This window comes from Paracoccus sp. KR1-242, from assembly GCF_049446195.1.
Lineage (GTDB): Bacteria > Pseudomonadota > Alphaproteobacteria > Rhodobacterales > Rhodobacteraceae > Paracoccus > Paracoccus broussonetiae.
In genome coordinates this window covers 166,768-187,617 of sequence record NZ_JBMSED010000001.1, presented here as the reverse complement: position 1 = coordinate 187,617, position 20,850 = coordinate 166,768, and the positions used below count along the sequence as shown (strand labels likewise).

Annotated in this window: 23 protein-coding genes; 11 read left to right on the top strand and 12 right to left on the bottom strand. The window is 66.8% G+C overall.

All coding sequences use genetic code 11. The annotated features are described in order from the left end of the window. The first annotated feature begins 53 nt into the window (after positions 1 to 53). From ACO2Q4_RS00895 to ACO2Q4_RS00870, 6 genes are all read left to right on the top strand, one after another. Positions 54 to 1,028, top strand: coding sequence for a GAF domain-containing protein (locus ACO2Q4_RS00895; protein ID WP_423316656.1), 975 nt, complete (start codon positions 54 to 56; stop codon positions 1,026 to 1,028). A gap of 107 nt (positions 1,029 to 1,135) precedes the next feature. Next, a complete protein-coding gene (gene adh, locus ACO2Q4_RS00890) occupies positions 1,136 to 2,662 on the top strand; it encodes an aldehyde dehydrogenase (protein WP_311760271.1) in 1,527 nt (508 codons plus the stop codon). Between the two features lie 82 nt (positions 2,663 to 2,744). Next, the gene (gene adhP, locus ACO2Q4_RS00885) at positions 2,745 to 3,779 is read left to right on the top strand and encodes an alcohol dehydrogenase AdhP (protein WP_311760270.1); all 1,035 of its coding nucleotides are present in this window, start codon (positions 2,745 to 2,747) and stop codon (positions 3,777 to 3,779) included. Between the two features lie 3 nt (positions 3,780 to 3,782). After that, the gene (locus tag ACO2Q4_RS00880) at positions 3,783 to 4,118 is read left to right on the top strand and encodes a DUF779 domain-containing protein (RefSeq protein ID WP_311760269.1); all 336 of its coding nucleotides are present in this window, start codon (positions 3,783 to 3,785) and stop codon (positions 4,116 to 4,118) included. A 65-nt stretch (positions 4,119 to 4,183) separates the two neighbouring features. Further along, the gene (gene argC, locus ACO2Q4_RS00875) at positions 4,184 to 5,092 is read left to right on the top strand and encodes an N-acetyl-gamma-glutamyl-phosphate reductase (protein ID WP_423316653.1); all 909 of its coding nucleotides are present in this window, start codon (positions 4,184 to 4,186) and stop codon (positions 5,090 to 5,092) included. Between the two features lie 76 nt (positions 5,093 to 5,168). Continuing rightward, a complete protein-coding gene (locus ACO2Q4_RS00870) occupies positions 5,169 to 5,609 on the top strand; it encodes a GFA family protein (protein WP_311760267.1) in 441 nt (146 codons plus the stop codon). 18 nt (positions 5,610 to 5,627) lie between these two features. Here ACO2Q4_RS00870 and ACO2Q4_RS00865 read toward each other — a convergent pair whose 3' ends face one another. From ACO2Q4_RS00865 to ACO2Q4_RS00845, 5 genes are all read right to left on the bottom strand, one after another. Next, positions 5,628 to 5,837, bottom strand: a complete 210-nt coding sequence (locus ACO2Q4_RS00865; protein ID WP_311760266.1) for a Trm112 family protein — start codon at positions 5,835 to 5,837, stop codon at positions 5,628 to 5,630. Next, a complete protein-coding gene (locus ACO2Q4_RS00860) occupies positions 5,834 to 6,472 on the bottom strand; it encodes an LON peptidase substrate-binding domain-containing protein (protein WP_423316650.1) in 639 nt (212 codons plus the stop codon). The genes ACO2Q4_RS00865 and ACO2Q4_RS00860 overlap by 4 nt, the downstream gene beginning before the upstream one ends. 1 nt (position 6,473) lies before the next feature. After that, positions 6,474 to 7,391, bottom strand: coding sequence for a thioredoxin (gene trxA / locus ACO2Q4_RS00855; RefSeq protein ID WP_423316648.1), 918 nt, complete (start codon positions 7,389 to 7,391; stop codon positions 6,474 to 6,476). A 75-nt stretch (positions 7,392 to 7,466) separates the two neighbouring features. Continuing rightward, positions 7,467 to 8,252, bottom strand: coding sequence for an exodeoxyribonuclease III (locus tag ACO2Q4_RS00850; protein ID WP_311760264.1), 786 nt, complete (start codon positions 8,250 to 8,252; stop codon positions 7,467 to 7,469). A 121-nt stretch (positions 8,253 to 8,373) separates the two neighbouring features. Beyond that, positions 8,374 to 9,060, bottom strand: a complete 687-nt coding sequence (locus ACO2Q4_RS00845; RefSeq protein ID WP_311760263.1) for a response regulator transcription factor — start codon at positions 9,058 to 9,060, stop codon at positions 8,374 to 8,376. Between the two features lie 135 nt (positions 9,061 to 9,195). On the opposite strand from ACO2Q4_RS00845, the gene ribA reads away from it, so the two are divergent. Then, a complete protein-coding gene (gene ribA, locus ACO2Q4_RS00840) occupies positions 9,196 to 10,257 on the top strand; it encodes a GTP cyclohydrolase II (RefSeq protein ID WP_311760262.1) in 1,062 nt (353 codons plus the stop codon). A gap of 12 nt (positions 10,258 to 10,269) precedes the next feature. On the opposite strand, the gene ACO2Q4_RS00835 is transcribed toward ribA, so the two are convergent. After that, positions 10,270 to 11,364: a THUMP domain-containing class I SAM-dependent RNA methyltransferase gene (locus ACO2Q4_RS00835; protein ID WP_423317300.1), complete on the bottom strand. Its 1,095-nt coding sequence runs from the start codon at positions 11,362 to 11,364 to the stop codon at positions 10,270 to 10,272. 279 nt (positions 11,365 to 11,643) lie between these two features. Here ACO2Q4_RS00835 and ACO2Q4_RS00830 point away from each other — a divergent pair, with 279 nt between their 5' ends. Then, entirely contained in the window at positions 11,644 to 12,438 is a 795-nt protein-coding gene (locus ACO2Q4_RS00830) for a VOC family protein (RefSeq protein WP_423316645.1), read from the top strand. A 22-nt stretch (positions 12,439 to 12,460) separates the two neighbouring features. On the opposite strand, the gene ACO2Q4_RS00825 is transcribed toward ACO2Q4_RS00830, so the two are convergent. The 6 genes from ACO2Q4_RS00825 to ACO2Q4_RS00800 all read right to left on the bottom strand — a co-directional run bounded on the left by ACO2Q4_RS00825 (position 12,461) and on the right by ACO2Q4_RS00800 (position 17,846). Next, positions 12,461 to 13,219 carry an ABC transporter ATP-binding protein gene (locus ACO2Q4_RS00825; protein ID WP_423316644.1) on the bottom strand — a complete coding sequence of 253 codons (759 nt, stop codon included), beginning with the start codon at positions 13,217 to 13,219 and terminating at the stop codon, positions 12,461 to 12,463. Then, positions 13,216 to 14,169: an iron chelate uptake ABC transporter family permease subunit gene (locus ACO2Q4_RS00820; RefSeq protein WP_423316642.1), complete on the bottom strand. Its 954-nt coding sequence runs from the start codon at positions 14,167 to 14,169 to the stop codon at positions 13,216 to 13,218. Before ACO2Q4_RS00820 ends, ACO2Q4_RS00825 begins: the two co-directional genes overlap by 4 nt. Then, entirely contained in the window at positions 14,162 to 15,106 is a 945-nt protein-coding gene (locus ACO2Q4_RS00815; protein WP_390908494.1) for an ABC transporter permease, read from the bottom strand. Before ACO2Q4_RS00815 ends, ACO2Q4_RS00820 begins: the two co-directional genes overlap by 8 nt. A gap of 5 nt (positions 15,107 to 15,111) precedes the next feature. After that, positions 15,112 to 15,996 carry a siderophore ABC transporter substrate-binding protein gene (locus ACO2Q4_RS00810; RefSeq protein WP_423317298.1) on the bottom strand — a complete coding sequence of 295 codons (885 nt, stop codon included), beginning with the start codon at positions 15,994 to 15,996 and terminating at the stop codon, positions 15,112 to 15,114. 114 nt (positions 15,997 to 16,110) lie between these two features. Beyond that, on the bottom strand, positions 16,111 to 16,905 hold the full coding sequence (locus ACO2Q4_RS00805; protein ID WP_311760256.1) for a metallophosphoesterase family protein: 795 nt from the start codon (positions 16,903 to 16,905) through the stop codon (positions 16,111 to 16,113). Next, complete coding sequence (locus tag ACO2Q4_RS00800) at positions 16,902 to 17,846, bottom strand: diacylglycerol/lipid kinase family protein (protein WP_423316640.1); 945 nt, start codon at positions 17,844 to 17,846, stop codon at positions 16,902 to 16,904. The genes ACO2Q4_RS00805 and ACO2Q4_RS00800 overlap by 4 nt, the downstream gene beginning before the upstream one ends. A 383-nt stretch (positions 17,847 to 18,229) precedes the next feature. On the opposite strand from ACO2Q4_RS00800, the gene ACO2Q4_RS00795 reads away from it, so the two are divergent. Genes ACO2Q4_RS00795 through ACO2Q4_RS00785 form a run of 3 tightly spaced genes read left to right on the top strand, consistent with a single transcriptional unit; the run spans position 18,230 to position 20,849 of the window. Next, positions 18,230 to 19,429, top strand: a complete 1,200-nt coding sequence (locus tag ACO2Q4_RS00795; RefSeq protein ID WP_423316638.1) for an isochorismate synthase — start codon at positions 18,230 to 18,232, stop codon at positions 19,427 to 19,429. Next, positions 19,429 to 20,085 carry an isochorismatase family protein gene (locus ACO2Q4_RS00790; RefSeq protein ID WP_395134551.1) on the top strand — a complete coding sequence of 219 codons (657 nt, stop codon included), beginning with the start codon at positions 19,429 to 19,431 and terminating at the stop codon, positions 20,083 to 20,085. The genes ACO2Q4_RS00795 and ACO2Q4_RS00790 overlap by 1 nt, the downstream gene beginning before the upstream one ends. Continuing rightward, positions 20,076 to 20,849, top strand: coding sequence for an SDR family oxidoreductase (locus ACO2Q4_RS00785; protein WP_423316635.1), 774 nt, complete (start codon positions 20,076 to 20,078; stop codon positions 20,847 to 20,849). The genes ACO2Q4_RS00790 and ACO2Q4_RS00785 overlap by 10 nt, the downstream gene beginning before the upstream one ends. Position 20,850 lies beyond the last annotated feature (1 nt).

The window sequence follows — 20,850 nt, the reverse complement described above, 5'->3', positions numbered from 1 at the left end:
GACTGCCAATCCCCGCCGATAATCGCGGGATCGAGTAAGGAAGGGAGGACGCCTTGCCCGAACACCGACACGAGGATCGCGTGGCGCAGGCCTCGCAATCGCCGGCGGCCGTGACGCGGCTGGCGGCAAGCTGGCGCCGCTCGATGGTCAAGCATGGGCTGGACCCGGCAGGCGCGCCGCGGGTGCGCCAGCTTTCAATGCGAGAGCTGGTCGAAAAGCGCGAGGCGCTGGACGGGTTCATCAATGTCGCCCGGCCCCAGCTTGACCACCTGTTCCAGCTGGTCTGCCCGACCGGTTGCAGCGTTCTTCTGACCGATGCGACCGGGATCGTGCTGGAACAGCGCATGACCGAGGCCGATGCCGCGACCTTTCGGGGCTGGGGCCTGTGGTCCGGTGCCGACTGGTCCGAAGCGGCCGAGGGCACGAACGGCATCGGCACCTGCCTGGCCGAGGGGCGACAGGTCACGATCCACCGCGACGAACATTTCTATGCCCGCAATACCGGCCTGTCCTGCATGGACGCACCGATCTGGGGCCCGGATGGACGGCTGATCGCCGCGCTGGATGTCAGCACGGCACGGCTGGACCATACCGAACGCTGGAACGCGCTGATCGCTGCCCAGGTCGCCCAGAGCGCCCGCCAGATCGAGGCGGCGTTCTTCCGCGCTTCGTTCCCCGGCGCGCGGATCGTCACCGCCGAGGTGACGGGCAGCGAGGACGCGATGCTGCTGATCGCGGTGGACAAGGACGACCTTGCCATCGGCGCGAACCGCGCTGCTCGCCGCGCCTTCGGGCTTGAGAAGGAAGGCCAGCTTCGCCCCCGTCCCGCCTCGGACCTGTTCGGTCGCGAGGACGAGGTGACGGGCTTCGAAAGGGCCGAACGCGCCGCGGTGATTCGCGCCCTTGCCCGGGCCGAAGGCAATGTCTCGGCCGCCGCCCGCGCACTGGGTGTGGGCCGCGCGACGCTGTATCGGCGCATGTCGCGGCTGGGCATTTCGCAAAATCCGGGCCGACTGTCTCAGGTCTGAAACACATTCCGCGCTGCGGCGTGAACCCCGCGTTGATTTGTGGCCCGGCCCGTCACAGGCTTCCCGCAGAACCGGCAGGAGGAGCCGGACTGACAGGAGGATCACACATGCCGAACGACCAGACGCATGACTTCAAGGGCGTGAACACGATGCCCTTCGCGAAGCGTTACGACAACTTCATCGGCGGCGACTGGGTTGCGCCGAAATCCGGCAAATACTTCGTCAACACCACCCCGATCACCGGGGCCGAGATCGGAGAGATCGCGCGCTCGAACGCCGACGACATCGAGGCCGCGCTGGACGCCGCCCATGCCATCAAGGACAAGTGGGGTCACACCTCCGCAGCCGAACGCTCGAACATCCTGCTGAAGATCGCCGACCGGATGGAGGCGAATCTTGAACTGCTCGCCACCGCCGAGACCTGGGACAACGGCAAACCCATCCGCGAGACGATGGCTGCCGACGTGCCGCTGGCCATCGACCATTTCCGCTATTTCGCCGGTGTCCTGCGCGCGCAGGAAGGCACGATTTCGGAAATCGACTCGACCACCGTCGCCTATCACTTCCACGAGCCGCTGGGCGTGGTGGGCCAGATCATCCCGTGGAACTTCCCGCTGCTGATGGCGTGCTGGAAGCTTGCCCCCGCTCTTGCGGCGGGGAACTGCGTTGTCCTCAAACCGGCCGAACAAACCCCGGCCTCGATCATGGTCTGGATCAGCCTGATCGGCGATCTCCTGCCTCCGGGCGTGCTGAACATCGTCAATGGTTTCGGCCTTGAAGCCGGCAAGCCATTGGCGTCGAACCCTCGCATCGCCAAGATCGCATTCACCGGGGAAACCACCACCGGCCGTCTCATCATGCAATACGCCGCCGAGAACCTGATCCCGGTGACGCTGGAACTGGGCGGAAAATCCCCGAACGTCTTCTTCGAGGATGTCGCCCGCGAAGACGACGACTTCTTCGACAAGGCGCTGGAAGGCTTCGCCATGTTCGCGCTGAACCAGGGCGAGGTCTGCACCTGCCCGTCGCGCGTGCTGATCCAGGAATCGATCTATGACCGGTTCATGGAACGCGCGGTGGCGCGCACCAAGGCGATCAAGCAGGGCGACCCGCGCGACCTGGCGACAATGATCGGCGCCCAGGCCTCGTCCGAGCAGAAGGAAAAGATCCTGTCCTATCTGGACATCGGCAAGAAGGAAGGTGCCGAGGTCCTGACGGGCGGCAAGGCCGCCGACCTTGGGGGCGAGCTGTCCAGCGGCTTCTATATCGAGCCGACGATCTTCCGCGGCACCAACAAGATGCGGATTTTCCAGGAAGAGATCTTCGGGCCGGTCGTCTCTGTCACCACCTTCAAGGACGAGGACGAGGCGCTGTCGATCGCCAATGACACGCTTTACGGTCTTGGCGCAGGCGTCTGGTCGCGCGACGCGAACACCTGCTTCCGCATGGGCCGGGGCATCAAGGCAGGTCGGGTCTGGACCAACTGCTATCACGCCTATCCCGCACATGCTGCCTTTGGCGGCTACAAGCAGTCCGGGATTGGTCGTGAAACGCACAAGATGATGCTGGACCATTACCAGCAGACCAAGAACATGCTGGTCAGCTATTCGCCGAAGAAGCTAGGCTTCTTCTGAACCAGCCACGGCATCGGGGCGGGTTCTGCCCGCCCCGGCATTTCGCCGGGTCCCGATATTTTCCAGCAAGGAGCTTGTGGTAATGGCAAAGACCATGAAGGCCGCCGTGGTGCGGGAATTCGGCAAACCCCTGACAATCGACGAAGTCCCGGTGCCCGTGCCGGGTCCGGGCATGATCCAGGTGGCGATCCAGGCGTCGGGCGTCTGCCACACCGATCTTCACGCCGCGCATGGCGACTGGCCGGTCAAGCCGAACCCGCCTTTCATTCCGGGGCACGAAGGCGTCGGTTTCGTCTCGGCCGTGGGTGCGGGCGTCACCCATGTGAAAGAGGGCGACCGCGTCGGCGTGCCCTGGCTTTACACCGCCTGCGGACATTGCCGGCATTGTCTTGGAGGCTGGGAAACCCTGTGCGAGGCGCAGCAGAATACCGGCTATTCGGTCAATGGCGGCTTTGCCGAATATGTCGTGGCCGATCCGAACTACGTCGGCCACCTGCCGAAGAACATCGATTTTCTGGAGATTGCGCCGGTGCTGTGCGCGGGCGTCACCGTCTACAAGGGGCTGAAGGTCACGGATACCAAGCCCGGCGACTGGGTGGTGATCTCGGGCGTAGGCGGGCTGGGCCACATGGCCGTGCAATATGCCCGCGCAATGGGCCTGAACGTGGCGGCCGTCGATATCGATGACGAGAAGCTGGCCTTTGCCCGCAAGCTGGGCGCGACGGTGACGGTGAACGCCCTGACCGAGCCCGACCCCGCCGCCGCGATCCGCCGCCAGACCGACGGCGGTGCGCAGGGCGTGCTGGTCACGGCGGTCAGCCCCAAGGCGTTCGAACAGGCCATCGGCATGACCGCGCGCGGCGGCACGGTGTCGCTGAACGGATTGCCGCCGGGTGATTTCCCGCTGGATATCTTCGGCATGGTGCTGAACGGGATCACGGTCCGTGGCTCGATCGTCGGAACGCGGCTCGACCTGCAGGAATCGCTGGATTTCGCGGCCGAGGGCAAGGTCCGCGCCACTGTTCACAAGGGCCGGATCGAGGAGATCAACGACATCTTCTCCCGCATGGAAAAGGGGCAGATCGAGGGCCGCATCGTCCTTGACCTGACGGCCTGAGCGATGGAGCAGGATCGCGTCACCGCCACCCCCGCCGCGCTGGAGCTGCTGGCCCAGATCGTCGCCGATCACGGCCCGGTCCTGTTTCACCAGTCGGGCGGATGCTGCGACGGCTCGTCTCCCATGTGCTATCCACAGGCCGAATTCCGGATCGGAGAGCGCGACGTCAGGCTGGGCGAGATCGGGGGCATGCCCTTCTATATCTCGGCCAGCCAGTATGAGGCATGGAAGCACACGCGCCTGACCATCGACGTGGTGCCGGGGCGTGGCGGCATGTTCAGCCTGGACAATGGACGCGAGAAGCGGTTCCTGACGCGCTCGGATCTTTGCCAGATCTGATGCGCATCGGGTTTGCCTGAATCTTCGCGCTGCGCTACAACGCCTCCGCGATACAGGAGGCCATGATGGCGCAGAAGGTTTTCATCGACGGCGAGGCCGGCACCACCGGTTTGCAGATCCGCGACCGGTTGATCGGGCGCAAGGACATCGAACTGATCCAGATCGATTCCGCCCGCCGTAAGGATGCCGATGCGCGCCGCGAGGCTTTTGCCGCTGCCGATGTCGCGATCCTGTGCCTGCCCGACGCCGCCGCAAAAGAGGCCGTGGCGCTGGCCGAGGGCCTGCCGGTGCGCTTCATCGATGCCTCGACCGCGCATCGCGTCGATCCGGCATGGGTGTTCGGCTTTGCGGAACTCGCCCGCGGCGCGCGCGACGCGATTGCCGGCGCGAAACTGGTCAGCAATCCCGGCTGCTATTCGACCGGCGCGATCTCGCTGCTGGCACCCTTGGTCAAGGCCGGACTGGTCGCCCCGGACGAGGCTTTGTCGATCAATGCCGTCTCGGGCTATACCGGCGGCGGCAAGGAGCTGATCGGCGAATACGAACGCGGCGAAGCGCCCGCGGCCTTCGTCTATGCCTTAGCGCAAAAGCACAAGCACGTGCCGGAAATCATGAAATATTCCGGCCTGTCGGCACAGCCCGTCTTTGCCCCTTCGGTCGGGAATTTCGCGCAAGGCATGGCGGTTCAGATCCCGCTGCATCTGAACGGCACGCGCAGCCTTTCGAACCTGCGCGATGCGCTTGCCGGCCATTACGAGGGCAGCCGTTTCATCGCGGTCACGGATGCCCCCGCGCGGGTCGTGCCGACCGCACTGAACGACACGAACCGGCTGGAAATCTCGGTCCACGGCGATGCCGGGAACGGGTGCGCGGTGCTGGTCGCGGTTCTCGACAACCTTGGCAAGGGCGCGTCCGGGGCTGCGGTGCAGAACCTGAACATCATGCTGGGTGCCGATGAGGGCGCGGGGCTGTAGGGCCCCGGTCGAAGCGCCATCCGGCCCGGGAGGCGGGCCGGATATGCATCAAGCCGGACCCGAACGGAGCAAGGCGATGAACGAGCATCCACAGACCCATGACGCAGCCTGCCATTGCGGAGCGGTGCGGTTCCGCGTCCGGCTGAGCCGCGGCTTCGAGACCGCGCGACGCTGTTCCTGTTCCTATTGCCGGATGCGGGGTGCGGTCGCGGTCTCGGCCCTGCTGGGCGATATCGAGTTCCTGCAGGGCGAAGAGAACCTGACCCTTTACCAGTTCAACACCGGCACGGCGAAGCACTACTTCTGCCGGACCTGCGGGATCTATACCCACCACCAGCGGCGTTCGAACCCGTCGGAATACGGGATCAACGTCGCCTGCCTTGCCGGGGTCAGCCCCTTCGACTTTGCCGAGGTGCCGGTGATGGACGGGGTGAATCACCCCAGCGACGGGCGGCGCGGATCAGGGCTGCTGGGCGTTCTGCGCTTTGTCCCGGAAACGGAACCCGCCCGCGACTGACGGGCGGGAGCCCTGCCCTTAATCAGCCTTGATCTGGCGGGCACTGTCGATCAGCATGATCGGAATCCCGTCATGGATCGGAAAGGCCAACCCGGCCGCGTCCGAGATCAGTTCCTGCGCCTGCGCGTCATAACGCAGCGTGGCATGGGTCACGGGGCAGACCAGCGCCTCAAGCATGTGGCGGTCAAAGCCACGTTCCGTGGTATCCGGGGTGCTTGCGTCGGTCATTGGACAATCTCCTCGTCATCTCCGCCCCGAAGGGCATATTCCAGAAGCCCGTCCAGCAATTCGCGCCGGTCCGCAAGGGTCGGGCTTTCCAGAAGGGCCTGCTTGTCGCCCGGCGGAAACGGCAGCAGCATGGACAGCGAGTTGACCAGCGTTTCCTCGTCCGATGTCTCGGCCGCGCTCCAATCCGAGGCGAGGCCATGCCGCCGGGCATAGCGGATCAGCCGTGCGATCAGCGCGTCGCGGTCAAACTGGCCCGCGCATTCGGGACGGGTCGCCAGGTCGGCCTCGAACCCGCTCCAATCGACATGGGCGTGCAGATAAGGCGTGGCGCGCGGCTCCAGCGCGCGCAGGCGGAACCGGGACTGCGCGCGCAGCGAAATCATCAGCCGACCGTCCCCGACCTCGGAAAAGGCGACGATGCGACCGGCGCAGCCGATCTGCGCCAGTCGATCCGGGCCGGATTCGACGGGCTGGATCATCCCGATCAAACGGTCGGGGGTCTTCAGCACGTCCTCGACCATTTGCAGATAGCGCGGCTCGAAGATCTGCAGGGGCAGACGCGTCCGCGGCAACAGCACCGCCCCGCTCAGCGGGAACAGGGCGATGTCGCCGGGCAGTTCGGGCCGACGCGGCATCTTACGAGAAGATCAGCGAGGACAGGCGCCTGCGGCCCTTCAGCGCGACGGGATCGGTGGGCTTCATCGCATCGAAGATGGTGATCAGCTGGGCCTTGGCCGCGCCGTCGTTCCATTCGCGGTCGCGACGGAAGCTTTCCAGAAGCTGATCGACCGCTTCCTCGACCTGGCCGCCGGCATGAAGCGCGGTGGCATAGTCGAAACGGGCCTGCGGGTCGGCGGGATCCCCCTCGACCTTCAGGCGCAATTCGTCGAGCGGACCGGCCGAAGCGGCCTGCCGGGCAAGCTGAAGCTGGGCGCGCGCAGCCTCGACCGGGGCCGCGCTGGCGACGGCGGCGGGCACACGGTCCAGTTCCGCCTGGGCGCGATCAAGCTCTTTCGCGGCCAGAAGCGCGCGGACGAGCCCGCCCCATGCAATCGCGTTCTCGGGCTCTTCCTCGAGGATCGCGGCAAAGGTTTCGGCGGCATCCTCGGGCGCACCTTCGGTGATCATCGCCTCGGCCGCCTCAAGCGCGTCGGCCAGGCCGCCATCATCGCCGCCCATCGCGGCAAGCTTGTCGACGAATTGCTTGATCTGGCTTTGCGGGACCGCGCCCTGGAAACCGTCCACCGGCTGGCCCTGGAAGAAGGCATAGACGGTCGGAATCGACTGCACGCGCAGCTGCGCGGCGATCATCTGGTTTTCGTCCACATTGACCTTGGCCATCAGCACGCGGCCCTTGTGGCGCGCGACTTCGGCTTCCAGTTGCGGGCCAAGGGTCTTGCAGGGACCGCACCACGGCGCCCAGAAATCCACGATGACCGGCACCTGCATGGATTTCTCGACCACCTCGGCCATGAAATTGGCCTCGGTCGCGTCAAAGATGAAGTCGGCGGTCTGTGGCGCGGGTGCTGCGGCGCCGTCGAAAAGCATGGCCATGGTCTTCCCCAGTCGTGTCGGGTGTTTTGCGTCAGGCGCAATATGGTGGTTCGTCGTCCGCAGCGAAAGGGCGGATTACAGATCGAAGCTGGCGAGGACCGGCACATGGTCGCTGGGCTGTTCCCAGCCGCGGGCCGGGCGCAGCACGCGGCTGGCATGACCTGCGTTCGAGATGTCGGGCGTGGCCCAGACGTGATCCAGCCTGCGGCCCTTGTCCGCTGCATCCCAATCCTTGGCGCGATAACTCCACCACGAATAAAGCAGGCCCTGCGGAATGTCCTGGCGGGTGATGTCGACCCAGTTCCCCGCGTCCTGCGCGGCGCCCAGATGCTCGACCTCGATCGGGGTGTGGCTGACGATCTTCAGAAGCTGCTTGTGGGACCAGACGTCATCTTCGCGCGGGGCGATGTTCAAATCCCCCACCATGATCGACTTCTGCGGGTTGTCGGCATGGAAGGCGTCGCGCATCTCGGTCAGGAAATCCAGCTTCTGGCCGAATTTGACGTTCTGTTCGCGGTCCGGGATGTCGCCGCCGGCGGGGACATAGAAATTGTGGATGGTGACGCCGTTTTCCAGCCGCGCGGCGACGTGGCGGGCATGGCCAAGGCCGGCATAGTCGCGGTCGCCCGCATCCTCAAGCGGCAGCTTGGACAGGATCGCGACGCCGTTATAGCCCTTTTGCCCGCGCGCCACGAGATGGCGATAGCCAAGCGCGGCAAAGCCCTCGACCGGGAACTTGTCCAGCGGAGTCTTGATTTCTTGCAGGCACAGGATGTCGGGCGATTCCTCGGCCAGAAAGCGTGTCACCAGCGGCTCGCGCAGGCGGACGGAATTGATGTTCCAGGTGGCGAGTGTGAACATGGAAAGCCTTTCTTGTCGCCGCGGACCCTAGGACCCGGACACCGGCTTGTCCACCTTGCCGCGTCGCCCCGCCAGAGAGGGGTGAACCGAAGGGGTATCCCCGGTTCGCCCCAGGTCCCGGTCAGGCAACCAGGCGATAGCCGCCGGATTCCGTCACCAGCAGGCGTGCGCTGGTCGGATCGGGTTCGATCTTCTGGCGCAGGCGATAGATGTGGGTTTCCAGCGTGTGGGTGGTCACGCCCGCATTGTAGCCCCAGACCTCGTGCAGCAGCACGTCGCGCGGCACGACGCCATCCTGCGCGCGATAAAGGAACTTCAGGATGTTGGTTTCCTTTTCGGTCAGGCGGATCTTGCGGTCCTTCTGGTCGATCAGCATCTTCATCGCCGGCTTGAACGTATACGGGCCAAGCTGGAAGATCGCGTCCTCGGACTGCTCATGCGTGCGCAGCTGCGCGCGCAGGCGGGCCAGCAGGACCGGGAACTTGAAGGGCTTGGTGATATAGTCATTCGCGCCGCTGTCGAGCCCAAGGATGGTGTCCGCGTCGGTGTCGTGCCCGGTCAGCATGACGATCGGGCATTTCACGCCCTGCTTGCGCAGCCGCTTGCACAGCTCGCGTCCATCCGTGTCGGGCAGGCCCACGTCAAGCACCACCAGGTCGAAGATCGCGGCGCGGGTGCGCTCGACCGCCTCGTGGCCGGTTCCGGCCTCGAACACCTCGAAATCCTCGGTGGCGACCAGCTGCTCGGCCAGGGCCTCGCGCAGGTCCTCTTCATCGTCGATCAACAGGATCTTTTTCAGTCCGGCCATGCTTGCCTCCATAGACATTTTCACGGAAACCTGAGCGGACACGGGGCGCGCGTAAAGCGCAGTGCAGCAATTCTCACATGGAGTTGTCGGAAATCGTCCCTATGTTTCAGTTTGTTTCAATCGCGGACCCCTGCAATGAGCCTGATCCCGACCCTGACCGAAAGCGTGTCCCGCGCGCGCGCCGACCTGCGTATCGGATTGCCCGTGGCGATCGGCGGGTATCTGGTCGCGGCGGTCGAGACTTTGGGCCCCGAGCGGCTGGCCCTGATGCGGACTTTGGGACCGGCACATCTAGCGGTCACGCGGTGGCGCGCCGAGACGCTGAAGGCGCGGGTCTATGACGGCGACCTGGCGCGGATCGAGTTGCCGGGCGATGCCGACCTGCACTGGCTGCGCGCGCTGGCCGATCCGGCAGGCGACCTGATGACCCCGATGAAGGGGCCGCTGAAAAGCCTGCGCGGCGGCGATGCCGCGCCCGACCGCGCCGCCATCGCCCTGATCAAGTCCGCCCAGCTCCTGCCAGCCGCGCTGGTGGTTCCCGTGCCCGAGGTGCCCGAGGGGCTGACCCGCCTGCAACCCGGCCCGACCATCGAGGCCTTGGCGGCCGAGGCCGGGATGGCGCCGGTCGCCGCCGCGCGGCTGCCGCTGCTTTCTGCTGAAAACTCCAAGCTGCATATCTTTCGCCCCGATGACGGCCAGTCCGAACATTACGCGGTCGAGATCGGCGCCCCCTCGCGCGACAAGCCGGTTCTGGCGCGGCTGCATTCGGCCTGCTTCACCGGTGACGTGCTGGGCAGTCTGAAATGCGATTGCGGCCCGCAGCTTCACGCGGCGCTTGGCGCGATGGGGCAGCGGGGCGAAGGCGTCCTGCTGTATCTGAACCAGGAAGGGCGCGGGATCGGGCTTGCGAACAAGATGCGCGCCTATGCCCTGCAGAACCAGGGCTTCGACACGGTCGAGGCGAACCACCGGCTGGGATTCGAGGATGACGAGCGCGACTTTCGCATCGGTGCGGGCATCCTGCGCGAGATGGGCTTTCACAGCGTTCGCCTGATGACCAATAATCCCCGCAAGGTCGCGATGCTACAGGGCCACGGCATCACCGTGGCCGAGCGCGTGCCCCTGATCACCCCCCGCAACCGGCACAATACCGGCTATCTGGACGTGAAGGCCGAAAAATCCGGCCACCTGCTATAACCCGGCCCGGCCCTAAAGCGGGTCGGTCTGGAACAGCCGCACCTTCAACCCGCCATGCGCGACGTAAGGCCCCGGATCCTTGAATGGCAGGCCGGTGGCGCGGGCAAGCTGCGGATCGCTGGTGACGATGCCGACGCGCCAGCCCTTGAACCGTGCGCGCAGCACCTCTCCCATCGCGGCATGCAGGCCGAACAGCGGACCCTTGTTGCCGATCCGCGCGCCATAGGGCGGGTTGATGATGACCAGCCCGGGCGGGCCGTCCGGCCGCTGAAGGTCGGCGATGGCGGTGCTTTGGAACTCTGTCCAGTCGACAAGGCCCGCGCGTTCGGCGTTGTCGCGGCTCATGCGAATCGCGCCGGCATCACGGTCGCTGCCCCGGAAGCGGACCGAACCGGGCGTGGCCGCCGGACCCGCACTACGCAGCGCGTCCCACGCCGCGGGATCGAAGCTGACCAGATGCTGAAAGGCAAAATTGCGGGCACGCCCCGGCTTCAACCCGGCCGCGATCTCGGCCGCCTCAATGACGAAGGTGCCCGAACCGCACATCGGGTCCAGCACCGGCTCGGACCCGTCGAAGCCGCATTGGCGCAGGAACATCGCCGCCATCGTCTCGCGCATCGGGGCCTTGGCGACCGCCTGCTTGTAGCCGCGGCGATGCAGGGATTCCCCCGACGTGTCCAGGCTGATGGTGCAAAGGTCATCCTCGATCCGCACCTTGATCGTCACCGGCGCGTCCTCGGCGATGGTCGCGCCCAGCGTGTCGCGCAAGGCTGCCTCGATCCGCTGGGTGATGGCGCCAGCGTGATAGATGCGGGATTTGCGGCTGGTCGCCTCGACCCGGACGGGGATGTCGGGGCGCAGGAAATCGGCCCAGGGAAAGCGGTGCGCGCGCTTGTCGAGCTGCGCCGGGTGCATGGCGCGGAAACTGCCGATGCGCACCAGCACGCGGGTCGCGCCCCGGACCTCAAGGTTCGCGCGCCAGACAGCCGGCCAACCTCCGGTGAAGGTCACGCCGCCCGGCTGGATCACCGCGTCGAAGCCAAGGGCGCGGGCCTCTTGCGCAAGCGGCTCCTCCAGCCCCGGGGTGGCGACCAGGAATATCTCCATCCGCGACTGGTCCGCCGCAAGGGGCGCAGCCTCGGCTGCGGGTGCAGCGGCGGCAGCAGGGGCGGAATTCGGGCGGGGCGCGCGGGCGGGACGGCGCGGTTCTTTGGCTTTGGATGTCATCGGATCATGGCAAAAAGGATCGCGCATCATGCGTCAGGCAGCGCTGGAAGGCAATCACCCCATGATTGTCGCCGTTTTGAAGACAGTGTTCCCCGTCTGCCGCCATTTCGAACCAGCACCCGGCGGGTTAGATTGAACGCAAGATGACAGGAGATGACCATGGCAACCAGTGACGCCCCCATCCAGATCGGCCATGTGGCGCTGACCGTCAACGATCTGGCCAAGGTCGGGGATTACTATCAGCGCGTGATCGGGCTTGAACAGCTTTCCCAGGACGGCACGCAAGCCGTGCTTGGCGTCGCCGGCAAGCCGCTGGTCAAGCTGCACCAGGACAAGACCGCGCGCCATCGCCCGGCCGAGGCCGGGCTTTTCCACACCGCCTTCCTGCTGCCCGACCGGGCCGCGCTGGGAAGCTCGCTGCGCCGGATCGCCGAAACCGGCATCGCGCTTGACGGCGCCTCGGACCATCTGGTCAGCGAGGCGATCTATCTGCGCGACCCCGAAGGCAACGGGATCGAGGTCTATGTCGACCGCCCCCGCGACAGCTGGACCTGGCAGGACGGCGAGGTCACGATGGACACCCGAAGACTGGACCTGCGCTCCCTGGCCGAGGCGGGCAAGGATGGCTGGCGCGCGGCGCCCGACGGCACCGTCGTGGGCCATGTGCACCTGCAGGTAGGCGACGTCGCAAAGGCCGAGGATTTCTATACCGGAAGCCTTGGCATGGATCGCACCGCCCATCGCGCCGGGGCCAGCTTCTTTGCGACCGGCGGCTATCACCACCATCTGGCGGGCAATATCTGGAACAGTCGCGGCGCGGGGCAACGCAGCCCCGACACGACCGGGCTGTCCGAAGTGGTGCTGCAGGCCGATGCGGCTGCGCTGGCGGGACTGGGCTCGGCCGAGTTCACGGACCCCTGGGGCACGCGCCTTCGCATCGAGCCCAAGGCCTGAGAGAACGCGCCGCGCCCCGACGTCAGACGTGGTGCAGGATCAGCGGCCGCCCCAGATGGCTGCCGACTTCGACGGGCGTGTCGTAAAGCTGGGTCAGGATGCCCGAGGTAAGAACCTCGTGCGGAGCGCCCTGCGCCACGATGCGCCCGCCTTTCATTGCCACGACGTGATCCGCCCAGGCGGCGGCATAGTTCACCTCGTGGATGACGGTCACGACGCTTTTCTTCTGCTCTCGGACCAACTCGGCCAACCGGGCCATCAGCGCGCGGGCATGGGCCATGTCCAGATTGTTCAGCGGTTCGTCCAGCAGCAGCCAGTCGGTGTCCTGCGCGACCGTCATCGCCAGATAGGCGCGCTGCGCCTGCCCCCCCGACACCTCATCAAGAAAGCGTCCCCCCAGATCAAGAAGCCCGAAGGCCGCAAGCGCGTCCTCGACGATGCGCGCATCTTCGGGGCGCGGGCGGCCCCGGTGATGCGGCCAGCGGCCAAAGGCGACCAGTTCGCGCAGGCGCAGGCGGCTTGCGATGGCGGTCTGCTGGCCCAGTACCGCCATGCGCAGGGCCAGCGTCTCGGTCGGCGTCTGACGGATGTCACGCCCGTCCAGCGCGATCTGCCCGGTCTGCAACGGCTCCAACCGTCCGATCAGCCGCAGCAGCGTCGACTTTCCCACGCCATTCGGCCCGATCAGCGCGGTCAGCGCCCCGCGCGGCAGATCGGCCGAGATGTCGTCAAGAATCCGGGCCGAACCGATCCGGTGGCCAAGTCCCGAAATGCGGATCATCGGATACGCCCCCTGATGAGCAGGAAAAGAAAGAACAGCCCGCCCGCGAATTCGATCCCGACCGACAGAAAGCCCACCTGGCCCATCAGCCGCTCGAACCCCAACTGGCCCAGCACCAGCGTGATCGCGGCGATCAGCGCGGCGGCGGGCAGCAGGTCGGCATGGCGCGCGCTGCGCATCACCCCGTGGGTCAGCCCGGCGACGATCAGCCCGAAGAACGTGATCGGCCCGACCAGTGCCGTCGCGACCGAGGTCATGATCGCGACCAGCGCCAGAACCATCGGCACGAAGCGCCCCTGCCTGATCCCCAGCGAGATTGCGCTGTCCCGCCCCAGCGCCAGCACGTCCAGCCTGCCTGCCATTCGCGCGGCGGAAATCCCCCCCACCAGCGTCAGGACCAGCCCGGCCGGCAGCAGCGCGGCGTCCAGCTTGCTGAAACTGGCGAAACTGGCCTGCTGGACCACGGCGAATTCGTTCGGATCCAGCACGCGGCCGATAAACGCGTTCAGCGCGCGAAACATCACGCCAAGGATCACCCCGGTCAGGATCATCCGCGGAATGTCCCGCGTCCCCTGCCCCAGCAGCGCCCCGAACAGCAGCGAGGACAGCAGCGCCATCACCCCGACCTCGCCCGCGAACTTGGCCCAGACCGGCAGGGCGGCGAAACCGGCGATACCCAGCGCCGCGACCAGCAAGGTCTGCAACAGCATGTACAGCGCATCGAAGCCCATGATCTGCGGGGTCAGCACCCGGTTTGCGGCCACCGTCTGGAACAGGATCGTCGCTATCCCGGTCGAGGCGCCGACCAGCACCAGACCGGCCAGCCGTTCTGCCCGCAGGCCAAGGACGAAGCCGCGCGCCGGACCCGATGGCAGGCCCTGCAGCATCCAGATCGCGGAAACCGCCGCCAAGCCCGCAGCCAGCGCCAACAGAACCGTGCGCCTAGCCATGCGCGGGCCTGCGATAAAGCAGCCACAGGAAGATCATGGCGCCGACCACGCCCAGAATGGTGCCGACCGGGATTTCATAGGGAAAGCGAACCAGCCGCCCCAGCAGATCACAGGCCAACAGCAGCACGGCCCCAAGGACCGCGACCGCCGGAATCGAGGCGCGCAGGTTGTCCCCCATCACCCGCGCGACGATGTTCGGGACCACCAGCCCGACAAAGGGGATCATCCCGACCGTGGTGACGACCATCGCCGTGACCACCGCGACCACGGCCAGACCCAGCCGCATGACACCGCCCGGCGACAGCCCCAGCCCGGTCGCGACGCCCTCGCCCAATCCCAAGATCGCAAACCGGTCAGCCGCGAACCAGGCCAGCCCTGCCGCGGCGGCAGCGACCCATAGCAATTCATAGCGCCCCGCAAGCACGCCCGAGAATTCGCCCGCCATCAGCCAGGCGTTGACATATTGCAGCAGGTCCGTCTGCCAGCCGACAAAGGTCGCGACCGATCCGATCACGCCCGACAGCACCAGCCCCGCGATGGGCACCAACATCACCTCGCGCACGGGGATGCGGCGGATCACGGCCACGAACAGGGCCGTCCCGGCCATGGCGGCCAGGCTTGCGGCGACCATCTTGGCCCAGATCGGCGACGCCGGGGCCCATACCGATACGGCCAGCAGGCCCAGCGCCGCACTTTCGGCGGTGCCAGTCGTCTCGGGGCCGACGAAGCGGTTGCGGACCAGCGCTTGCAGCACGACCCCGGCCACGGCCAGCGCCGCGCCGGTCAGGATCACGGCCAATGTCCGTGGCAGCCGTGATTCCATAAGGATCAGCGCTGCACGGGGATCGCGGGTGGCGTCGAGAATGCTGACGCTGGCGGCCCCGACGGTCAGGCTGGCGCAGGCAAGCAGCGCCAGGACCGCAAGGCCGGCTGGCACAAGCCTCATTGCCCTGTCAGCGCCTTGGTCAGCGCGTCCAGCAGGGAAACGGTCGAGCCGTAGCCCCCAGCCGAGATATAGGCGTCGGCTGCGTCCAGATAGACGACATGGCCCGATTTCCACGCATTGGTGCCCGCGACCAGCGGATTGTCCAGCGTGGCTTGCGCCGATTGCCCGGCCTCGCCGATGGCAGCGGCGCGGTCGATCACGAACAGCCAGTCCGGGTTCGCCTGCGCGATGAATTCATGGCTGATGGCATCGCCGTGATTGGCGGTGCTGATGTGATCGGCGGCCTCGGGCATCCCGGTCGCCGCGTGGATCCAGCCAAAGCGCGAATTGCGACCGTAAGCCGACAGCTTCGGTCCGTTCGTCATCACGATCAGCGCCCGGCCCTTGTCCTTGCCCGCCTCGGTCGCGGCGGCGATGCGACGGTCAAGCTCGGCCTCCAGCTCCGCCGCCTTCTGTTCGCGCCCGAAAAGCGTTCCGAAAGCCTCAAGGCGGGCGCGGGCATCGCCCAGAAGATCCTCTCCGATGGTCATGTCGATGACGGGCGCGACCTGTTCGACCGCCGCCTTCTGCGCGGCTGACCGACCACCCACGATGACAAGATCAGGGGCCAGCCCGGCCAGCGCCTCAAGGTTCGGCTCGAACAGCGTCCCGACCGGCGCAGCCTTGCCGGCCACCGACTCGAGCCTTGCGACATACAGCCGTTCGGGCACGCCCGCCGCCTCGACCCCCAGCGCCGTCAGCGTGTCCAGTGCCGGAAGATCATAGACTGCGACCTTTTCGGGTGGGGCGGCCAGTGTCACCTCTCCCTGTGCGGTGGGGATGCTGAGATCGGCGGCAAGGGCGGAAGTGCCCAGGAAAAGGGCAAGAACGACGGATGGCATCAAGGCGCGCAAGGCATTTCTCCCAGGTTTCCGGCAACCGCAAGGCGGCGTTCCGGGCCGGACTAATGACTTGGCGGGAGCAGGTCCAGAGAAAACGAAGTGAAATTGTCGGGTTTACGCGACCACTTTGCGCCAGCGTCCGTCGGCGCGGGTAAAGCGCAAAAGCTCGGGCGGACGAAAGCCGGGCTCGTCCATCGGGGCGACATGGCGCTCGATCCGCAGTTCGGGGCCCTCGAAATCAAGAACCGCGAATTCGTTCTGGCGATCCGTCTCGCGCGCGCAAAGCGCTGTTCCGGCCTGGATCTGCAGGATGCCGCGCCCCTCGGGCGGCAGGAAAGCCCCCGCAGACCACACATGCAGGTGCCCGGTCAGCACCACCTGGATGCCCTGCAACTCGAACAGCGCCAGCGCCTGGGGCGCGCCGCGCATCAGCGCCTTGTCGACCTCGGGGCGCTGCTGCATCGGGTGATGCATGGCGACGATGTTGATGCAATCGGGATCGATCCCCTCGGTCACGCGGCGCATCTGCGCGGCCGTCAGGACACCACGCTGCCACGCCATCGTATCGACGCTGTTCACCCCCTGCACCCGCAACCGCCCGACATGGCCGACGGGTTCAAGATTCGCCGCGATGGCCCGTCGATAGCGCAGATAGGGCTGCATCATCCGGTCCGGCAGGCGATACAGGGGAATGTCGTGATTGCCGGGGACAGCGATCAGCGGCGCCTCGATCCGGCGCAGGAAGGTCTCGGCCCGTGCGAACTGGGACGAGCGACCGCGATGCGTCAGATCGCCGGTGACGACGACCAGATCGGGTCGCGCGCCATTCACCCGATCCAGAAGCGGGTCGACCAGTTCCTTGCGCTCAAGGCCGAAATGCAGGTCGGACAGATGCAGCAGCCGGGTCATGCGGCGTCGCGCCCTCCGCTGCCCTCGGGCACCAGCACCGACAGCGCGCCCGGTAGGACGCGGACATGGAAGGGCGAATCCATCCACATCTTTTCGCCGTCATGGGCGACATATTCATGCTGCGGGACGGTTTGCAGATGCATCTCCGGGGCGCTGATCAGGTCGAAATCCTGATAGCGCGCCGATTTGCCAAAGGCGAGCCGCAGCGCCGAGCGGACCAGCGGCCCCGGCCGTCGGGCACGCGCGACCAGCAGCGCCAATCGCCCCTGCCGGATATCCTCGGCCCCGTCCAGGCCAAAGGCCTCAAGCTGATAGGCGCTTTTCGCAATGAAGGCGAGCGCGGTGGTAAAGCGCCGCTCCTCGCCATTCGCGCGCACAGTCAAATGCAATGGATGGCGCAGGTTCCACATCGCCACCAGCGCCGACCAATAGGCCGCAAGGCGGGACCGACCCCAACGGCGATAGATGCTTTCACGCCGCTTCAGGATCTCGGGATAGGCGCCAAAGCTGACATTGTTGAGAAACAGCACCCCATTCATCTCGCCAACATCGACCGTGCGAACAGTGGGCGCGTCGAAAACCCGCAGCGCCTCCTCGGGTGTTTGCCCAAGGCCCAGATCGCGCGCGAAATAGTTGAAGGTGCCGCAGGGCACGACCACCATGACGGCACCAGTCCCGACGACTGCGCCCGCAACCCCCGCCTGCGTGCCGTCGCCCCCGACCGCGACGATCAGATCATGGCCTTCGGCCACCGCATTCTGTGCGGTCGCGGACAGGTCCGCGCCCTTTTCCAGCTGGTGAAAGACCAGCCCGGCCACGCGCCCCTGAAGCCGGGCGCGGATCTCGGCTGCGACGCTGTCGCCAGTCTTGCGACCCGAGCCCATGTTCACGATGACGCAGGCCCGCGCCTGCCCAAGATCGAAAGGTCTGGAAGTGGTCAAGATCGCTTCTCCGGCCTGTTCCTGGCTGGGGCAAACCCTTGGCCGCGGGTTGAGTTCCGCCGCCTTGCCGGATCGTGAAGCGCGGAAATTCGCCGGCCAATACAATCCTGACGAATTTACTTGCCTTTAATATTCGCCTCTGACAGGTTCCCGGCGGGCAGCCTGCGGGGGCGATTTCACCACGACCTCCCCTTGCGTCCGCTCGCATCCGCCATTCAGCGGAGCGCGGACGCATTCGCCACCCATGAACATCGTTTTCGGCAGGAGATTTCTGCAACCCCGCAGCCGCGGCCACCCTTTCGGCCGCCGACGGATATTCGCCGCCCCGACTTCGCGATTGCGGGGTCGCGCGCAAGGCGCAAGCTCATTCAACGAGACATCGCATGAACATTCGCATCTCCGAATCCACGGACGTTCTGGCAAGGCCCGGCGACGACCCGGTGCAGTTCGCCTTTCACGGTCCGCAAGGCCATATCACCGGGCAAGGCGCCCCGGTCCCGGTGCCGCGCGGACCATCCGCAACGCTGGGCGCCCGCGTCGCCCGCGTCTTTCAGCAGGCGCGCCCCGGCACCATCGTCGGCGGTGCCCTGCCTTTTGACCGGGCCGATGACGACTGCCTGTGGCAGTGCCGACGCCATCGCGGGACCGCACCCGCAGCAACCCCACCCACCCCCGCACCGGGACCGTTGAGCGTCACGGCCGAACCCTCGGCCGCCCAATATGCGGCGCTGGTTTCCCGCGCTCTGGCCGTCATGCAGGACAGCGTGGGCGACAGGGATGCGCTGGAAAAGATCGTGCTTGCCCGCACCCTGCGGGTCGAGGCGGGGACCGAAATCCCGCTGGCGGCACTGATGGCGCGGCTGGGCGAGGATCCGGCCGTCACCGCCTTTCGCGTCGCGCTGCCGTCGCAAGGGCAAGCGCCGCGCGAGCTGTGCGGCGGCACCCCCGAACTGCTGGTTGAAAAGACCGGCGGGCTGATCGCCTCGCACCCGCTGGCGGGGTCGGCGCGGCGTCAGGCTTCGGTCAGCGCCGACCGCGCAGTCTCGGACGCGCTGCTGCGTTCGGACAAGGACCGGCGCGAACACCGCTTTGTGGTGGAATACATCATGGACCTGCTTACCCCCTGGTGTCGCGAGCTTGAGGCCCCGGACGGTACGACGCTGACCAGCACGCGCAGCATGTGGCACCTGGGCACACGGATCCGCGGCAGGTTGCGCGACCCCGAGACCCCGTCGATCCTGCTGGCGGCACTGCTGCACCCCACACCCGCTGTCTGCGGCCTGCCGCTGGCGCGCGCCAATGACCTGATCCGCCGGATCGAGCCGGTGCCGCGCGATTTCTACGCAGGCGCCGTCGGCTGGTGCGACGAACACGGCGACGGGGCGTGGCACGTCGCCATCCGCTGCGCCGAGATCAGCGGCCGCAGCGCCCGCCTTTATGCCGGGGCGGGCATCGTTCCCGGCTCGGACCCGATGGCCGAGGCCGCCGAGACCGGCGCGAAATTCGGCGCGCTTCTCAGCGCGCTGGGACTGCCCGCCGACGCTGCGCTGCCAGGCATCACCCCTCAAGGAGAGACTTGCTGATGGCCCTGCCCGGCATCCCGAACTATGATCTTCCCGACGCATCTGCCTTGCCTGCGGCTCGGGGGACATGGCAACCCCGACCCGAGCGGTTGGCCCTGCTGGTCCATGACATGCAGCGCTATTTCTGCCGCCCCTTTCCGCCGGGCGCACCGCTTGAGCCGGTCGTCGCGAATATCGCCGCCCTGCTTGCGGGCGCGCGCCGGGCGGGTGTCCCGGTTTTCTTTACCGCGCAAAAGGGCAACCAGTTCCGCCCCGATCGCGGGCTGCAGGCCGACCTGTGGGGACCGGGCATGGGCACCCTGCCCGAGCACGAAGAAATCCTGCCCGAGCTTGCCCCCGAACCTGACGACATCGTGCTGGTCAAGCATCGCTACAGCGCCTTCCAGCGCTCGAACCTTGAACGCCTGATGCGGGCGCGCGGGCGCGACCAGCTGATGATCTGCGGCATCTATGCCCATATCGGCTGCCTCGCCACCGCAGCCGAGGCGTTCCAGCTGGATATCGAGACATTCCCCGTGGCCGATGCCCAGGCCGATTTCAGCCGCGACAAGCACGACATGGCGATGGCGTGGATCGCCGCGACCTGCGGGGTGCCGATGCTGACAGCGGATGCCGTGGCATTGTTCGACACGGCCGGGGCGACATCATGCGCCTGACCGGGTTCGAGGGGAAAACCGCCATCGTCACCGGTGCCGCAGGTGGCATTGGCCAAGCCATCACCCGCTCCCTGCTGGAGGCCGGTGCACGTGTCGTCGCGACCGACCTAGGCACGGCGCTGACGGCAAGCCCGCCGCCTGCAGGCGCGATCGCCCATGCGCTCGACATCCGCGACGGCGCCGCGGTCGAGGCCCTGGTGGCAGGGGTCGAGGCCGCGCATGGCCCGGTGACACTGGGCGTCCATGCCGCAGGCGTGCTGTCGATCGGCCCGCTGTTGGAGCTTTCGTCCGAGGAATGGGACCGCGTGATCGGCGTCAACGCCACCGGCACGTTCCACGCGACCCGCGCGCTTGGCCGGGCGATCGCGCGAAACGGGGGCGGCGCGCTGGTCGCGGTCAGTTCCAACGCGGCGGGGATTCCGCGGCGCAACATGGGGGCCTATGCGGCGTCGAAAGCGGCGGCGACGATGCTGATCCGCTGCCTTGGGCTGGAGCTTGCCGCCGAGGGCGTGCGCTGCAACATCGTCGCCCCGGGTTCGACCCTGACGCCGATGCAGACCGGCATGTGGACCGAGGACGGCGGCGCGGGTGAACGCGCGGTGATCGAGGGCAATCTGGAGCATTTCCGCACCGGGATTCCCCTGAAAAAGCTGGCGACCCCCGAGGATATCGCGGGGGCCGTCCTGTTCCTTTTGTCGGACCAGGCGGGCCATGTGACCATGGCCGACCTTTACGTCGACGGCGGCGCGACACTGCGCGCCTGAG